This is a genomic window from Vibrio sp. Y176 (assembly GCF_033438945.1).
Genome location: NZ_JAWOQS010000615.1, coordinates 1 through 664, shown reverse-complemented (window position 1 = coordinate 664; position 664 = coordinate 1). Strand labels below are relative to the sequence as shown.

Here is a 664-nt window from a genome sequence, read left to right as displayed (position 1 = left end):
TTATCAGCAATCTCTTTACACAACTGGATGACGGTTAAAAACGCCGGGTTGAGGCGCTTCTTTTGGATCATTTCTGGTTTACTAAAGAAGTAACCTTGAAAGTAGTTAAAACCAGCGTCAAGCGCTTGTTCAAACTCTTCATAGGTTTCGACTTTTTCAGCCAAAAAATCGATATTAAACTGGCTCAATGCTTGGATGAAAATTGCCGCTTTTTCAATTGGTACTAAACGAATATCAAATTTGATCATCGATACGTACGGAAGAAAGCGTTTCCAAGCCTTAGTTGGTACAAAGTCGTCGAGTGCAATTCGGTAGCCGCATTCGTGCAGATGTTTTATTGCATCGAGAAGCTCTTGCGTAGGCTCACAATCTTCGAGTACTTCAATAACCAGAGAATCTTTCGGAAACAGTGTCGGAACAAGGTTGACCAAGCTTTGGTGGGGAAAGTTAACAAAACCGAGTTTGTTACCTAAGGTGTTGTAATGCGTCGACAAAAAATGATCAGATAGCAGTCGACTAGTAGCAAGCTCAGGTTCTACTTCAGGGAAGGTATTTTTGGGGCCGTCTCGAAAGAGGAGTTCGTAACCTATGGTTCGCTTTTCTCTGTCTAGAATCGGTTGGCGAGCTACGTAAGAATACTTCAATTAGGTACTTCGTTCTGTTT

General features: G+C 41.7%; 1 protein-coding gene. It reads right to left on the bottom strand.

Going from position 1 to position 664, the window contains the following annotated elements:
- On the bottom strand, positions 1-644 hold a 644-nt coding region (locus R7O13_RS27635), incomplete at its 3' end, for an EAL and HDOD domain-containing protein (RefSeq protein WP_318305293.1).
- Between the last annotated feature and the right edge of the window lie 20 nt (positions 645-664).